At 65.3% G+C, this 5103-nt stretch carries 4 protein-coding genes; 2 read left to right on the forward strand and 2 right to left on the reverse strand.

Annotated features, from left to right (window positions below):
* Both WBQ44_RS20105 and WBQ44_RS20110 read left to right on the forward strand, forming a co-directional pair.
* The coding region (locus tag WBQ44_RS20105; protein WP_495568428.1) for a GMC oxidoreductase at positions 1-1133 on the forward strand (1133 nt) is incomplete at its 5' end.
* Between the two features lie 181 nt (positions 1134-1314).
* The gene (locus tag WBQ44_RS20110; RefSeq protein WP_495568429.1) at positions 1315-1947 is read left to right on the forward strand and encodes a hypothetical protein; all 633 of its coding nucleotides are present in this window, start codon (positions 1315-1317) and stop codon (positions 1945-1947) included.
* Here the strand turns inward: WBQ44_RS20110 and WBQ44_RS20115 are convergent.
* Both WBQ44_RS20115 and rpoC read right to left on the reverse strand, forming a co-directional pair.
* Complete coding sequence (locus WBQ44_RS20115) at positions 1865-2254, reverse strand: VOC family protein (protein WP_495568430.1); 390 nt, start codon at positions 2252-2254, stop codon at positions 1865-1867. The genes WBQ44_RS20110 and WBQ44_RS20115 overlap by 83 nt on opposite strands.
* A gap of 135 nt (positions 2255-2389) precedes the next feature.
* The coding region (gene rpoC, locus WBQ44_RS20120) for a DNA-directed RNA polymerase subunit beta' (protein ID WP_495568431.1) at positions 2390-5103 on the reverse strand (2714 nt) is incomplete at its 5' end.

Genomic DNA, 5103 nt, shown 5'->3' on the forward strand with positions numbered 1-5103 from the left:
CCGGACGACGGTTCTTCGACATGTCGTTCGGCGGACGCCTCGACTACGACGAGATGGAACGCAGCTGGTACCCGAAGGCCCGCTCGATGCTGCTGCCGTCGACCATGCCCGCCGACATCTACAACAGCCCGAACTTCGCACACTCCCGCACCTGGGACGACCATGCCCGCCGCGCCGGCTACAGCCCGCAGGCAGTGGACGGCGCATGGAACTGGAATATCCTCCGCGACGAGATGTCCGGCCGATCCCGCCCGTCGGCGACCGTCGGCGCGAGCACATTCGGCAACTCGAACGGCGCAAAGAACGACCTGACGCAGACCTACATTCCGCGAGCCGAAGCAACCGGACGCGCCACCGTGTGCCACAGCCACGAAGTGGCGTCCATCGGTACCGAATCGGGCGGCCGCTACCGCGTCGAGATCCGTCGCCTCGACCCGTTCGGCAACATCGTCGAGACGCGCACCGTCACCTGCGACAAGCTCGTCCTGGGCGCCGGATCCATCGGCACCACCGAGTTGCTTCTACGCGCACAGGCCACCGGCACACTCGGCAACCTCAACGAATTCGTCGGCCGCGGCTGGGGAACCAACGGCGACGCATCCATGACACGCTCCCTCGGGCCCATCGCCGGCACCCCCCAGGCAGCGCCGTGTGCGTCGCGCATCGTCGACGAAACCGGGCTCCCCCTGTCCATCGAGAACTGGTACGTACCCGGCGTTCCTGCCGACCTCGGCTTCCTCGGCTCGCTCGGTATGACGATCGACCCGTTGCGTGCGGACTTCCGGTACAACTCCGCCACCGACGGCATCACGCTGAGCTGGCCCCGCGGAGGCAGCCGCGACACCGTCGAATCGCTTCGCGCCGTGCACAATCGGATGGCGCAGGCCGGCGGCACCGTCGTCTCGGCCGAGCCGTTCACCCGCGATGTCGACGACACCTTCACCGCGCACCCGCTCGGCGGCGCAGTCATCGGCGACGTCACCGACAGCTACGGCCGCGTCAAGGGTCACCCCGCGCTCTACGTCGTCGACGGTGCCCTGATTCCGGGTAGCACGGGCGCCGCCAACCCGTCGTTGACGATCACCGCACTCGCCGAACGCAACGTCGCGCAGATCATCGCCGACGGCCGCTGAGACGCCAACGGTCGTCAGCTCAGGGCGATCTCGGGACGCCCCTCGGGAACGGTGACGGTCGCGGCCGTACGCACCGGCTTGCCCGGCGTCGACTGGCATCGAGAACCCTTACCTCCGAGCGCCATTCGGTGGGCGTGAGGGTGCTGCGCAGGTAGCCACGACGGGCATTCCCGTACTTGACGTGCAGCGAACCGTTGGCTATCGCAGCACCGGTTTCTTCGGCTACGCCGTCATCGATGCCGCACTACCGCAACGCCTCTGGACGCGAGGCGCGGCCCTGGTCTCGGTTACGTGGGGTGGGGGCATCTTCGCCGGATCGGCCGTCGGTGGCATCTTCGCGCAATTCGGCGCCTGGCGACTGGCATTCGGAGTGCTCGTCGTCGCGGCCCTGGCCACGGCTGCCCTTGTCCCACGAGCACTGGCCGCCCACACCGGTGAGGCCACCGACCCCAGCCCGGTACCCGCACTGTCGCTGACCCTGCTCACCACAGCTGCCCTTGTGGTGAGCATCGCCGGAGTGGTGTCCAGCATCGCGATCACCGCCGTCGTCAACACCGTCCAACTGATCGCCTACGCCTTCGGCGCAGCTCTCGCGGGCGTGCTTGTGAATCTCGGAAAACCGTCGACGCTGCGATCGGCTCAGTTGCTGCTGTTCATCTTCGCGGCACTGGCATTCGTCGGTGTGGCTGCGGCGGCGCGATCGCAGCGAGAAAGAGGTTCTCCCGTCCGAATCAGGTCTGCACGACCCACACCGAATTCCCGTCGGGATCTCGCAAGGCGAACATCGGCGGCACGCCGTCGACCTCCTCCATGAAATCGTCGAGATCGAGCCCGCCGAGAGCACTCAGCCGCGCGTGCTCCGCGGCGACATCGGCCGTCTCGACGCCGATGGACCCACCACCGGGCGTACCGTCCATCGGTGGGTTGAGGGCGAGCCGCGCAGTGGAACCAGGCGGAGCCACCTCCAACCACCGATACTCGTTTTCGGGGCCGAACCGCAGATCACCGCGAACCTCGAAGCCGAGCACACGCGAGTAGAAGTCCAATGCCGCTTCCTGATCCGAGACGGTGAACATGGCCACGCCGATGTTCACGATGGTGCTGGGTGCTTGATCAGTCATACCGTTACCGACCCGCGTGACACGGAAAACTCACCGCACCCGTCCAGATACAACTCTCCGATACAGCGAAGCCCCGCACCGACCGAAGTCGATGCGGGGCTTTGTCACGCTCTGTCGTCGTGCGACGAAGTCGCTCTAGCGGTATTCGTTGGAGAAACCGTAGTCGTCGAGCGGCACTGCTGCACCGGTGTTCTGGCCGAAGCTGTCCGGGCTGTAGTACTGATCGTCGTACGACGGCACCGCGTACGCCGCGGCGCGTGCCTCTTCGGTGGGCTGCACCTGGATGTTCCGGTACCGGTTGATGCCGGTACCAGCCGGGATGAGCTTACCGATGATGACGTTCTCCTTCAGACCGATGAGCTTGTCCGAGCGGGTGTTGATAGCCGCATCGGTGAGCACACGAGTGGTCTCCTGGAACGACGCAGCGGAGAGCCACGAATCGGTTGCCAGCGATGCCTTGGTGATACCCATCAGGACCGGACGTCCGGCTGCGGGCTCGCCACCTTCGGACACGACGCGACGGTTCGACGCCTCGAACTCGCTGCGCTCGGTAAGTGAACCGGGCAGGAACTCGGTGGAGCCGGAGTCGATGATCGTGACACGACGGAGCATCTGGCGCACGATCGTCTCGACGTGCTTGTCGTGAATCGACACGCCCTGACTGCGGTACACCTCCTGGACCTCGTTGACCAGGTGAATCTGAACCTGACGAGGACCCATCACGCGCAGAACCTCGTGCGGATCGGCAGCACCTTCCATGAGCTGCTGGCCGACCTCGACGTGGTCACCGTCCGCCAAAAGGCGCTCGGTGCCGTCGTCGTGCTTGAAGACGCGCAGACGCTGACGCTTCGAGAGCTTGTCGTAGACAACCTCTTCACCGCCGTCGTCCGGGACGATGGTGATCTTGTAGAAACGATCGCCGTCCTCGAGCTGGATGCGTCCCGACACGTCCGCGATCGGGGCCTTGCCCTTCGGCACACGTGCCTCGAACAGTTCCGTCACACGCGGCAGACCGCCGGTGATGTCATCTCCTGCGACACCACCCTGGTGGAAGGTACGCATGGTGAGCTGAGTACCTGGCTCACCGATGGACTGTGCGGCGACGATGCCGACTGCCTCACCGATGTCGACCAGCTTGCCGGTGGCCATCGAACGGCCGTAGCAAGTGGCGCAGACGCCCGTGCCCGTGGTGCAGGTGAGCACCGAGCGGACCTTGACCGAGGTGATGCCCGCTTCGAGCAACGCGTCGATGGCCGGGTCGCCCAGGTCGTGTCCGCGAGCGACGATGACCTTGCCGTTCTCGTCGACCGCATCCGTGGCCAGCGTGCGAGCGTAGGTGCTGGTCTCGACGTGCGCGTCGCGAATCATCGTGCCGTCGGCGAGCTTCTCGGCGATCGTCGTGACGATGCCGCGCTCGGTGCCACAGTCGGTTTCCCGAACGATGACATCCTGCGAGACGTAGACGAGACGACGCGTCAGGTAGCCCGAGTCCGCGGTACGAAGCGCCGTGTCGGCCAGACCCTTACGAGCACCGTGCGTGTTGATGAAGTACTCGAGGACCGTCAGGCCTTCCTTGAAGGAAGACTTGATCGGACGCGGGATGAACTCACCCTTCGGGTTGGTCACCAGGCCCTTCATGCCGGCGAGCGACCGCACCTGAGTCATGTTTCCGGCTGCGCCGGACTTCACGATCATCGGGATGGGGTTGTCGTCGGGGAAGTGCGCCTCCATGGCCTTACCGACCTGCTCGGTCGCGTCCTGCCAGATCTTGACCAACGCGGAGTTGCGCTCGACCTTGTCGAGGGCGCCTCGCTGGTACTTCTTCTCGATCTGGTCGGCCTGAGCCTCGAAGGTCTCCATGATCTGCGGCTTCTCCGGCGGCACGAGGACGTCGGAGATCGAGATGGTGACACCCGAACGCGTGGCCCAGTAGAAGCCTGCGTCCTTGAGCTTGTCGACGGTCTGCGCGACGACGATCATCGGGTAACGCTCGGCGAGATCGTTGATGATCGTTGCCTGACGCTTCTTCGGCATCTGCTCGTTGACGAACGGGTAGTCCGCCGGGAGCAGCTCGTTGAAGATGACGCGTCCGAGCGTGGTCTCCGCGGTCCATGCCTCGCCACGAGTCCAGCCGTCCGGGAACAGCTCGGTCTCGATGTCGCGCGGCGGACGCTGCTGCGTCAACCGAACACGAATCTGCGACTGCACCGTCAGCGATCCGCGGTCGACAGCCATCTGAGCCTCGGCCGGTGAGGAGTACGCACCGAACTCGGCCACATCGGTCTTGGCGTCGGCGCGTTCACCGATCGCACCCGCATCGAGACGAGTCAAGTGGAACAGACCCGTCACCATGTCCAGACGCGGCATGGCGAGCGGACGGCCCGATGCCGGCGACAGGATGTTGTTCGACGACAGCATCAGGATGCGTGCCTCGGCCTGAGCCTCGGCGGACAGCGGGAGGTGGACAGCCATCTGGTCACCGTCGAAGTCGGCGTTGAACGCCTCACAGACGAGCGGGTGCAGCTGGATTGCCTTGCCCTCGACGAGCTGCGGCTCGAACGCCTGGATGCCCAACCGGTGCAGGGTGGGTGCACGGTTCAGCAGCACGGGGTGCTCGGCGATGACCTCTTCGAGAACGTCCCACACCTGCGGACGCTGACGCTCGACCATGCGCTTGGCCGACTTGATGTTCTGCGCGTGGTTCAGATCCACCAGACGCTTCATCACGAACGGCTTGAACAGCTCCAGCGCCATCTGCTTCGGCAGACCGCACTGGTGCAGCTTCAGCTGCGGACCGACGACGATAACCGACCGGCCCGAGTAGTCGACGCGCTTGCCGAGGAGGTTCT

This window comes from Rhodococcus sp. (in: high G+C Gram-positive bacteria) (genome assembly GCF_049591685.1).
In the GTDB taxonomy this organism is placed as follows: Bacteria; Actinomycetota; Actinomycetes; order Mycobacteriales; family Mycobacteriaceae; genus Rhodococcoides.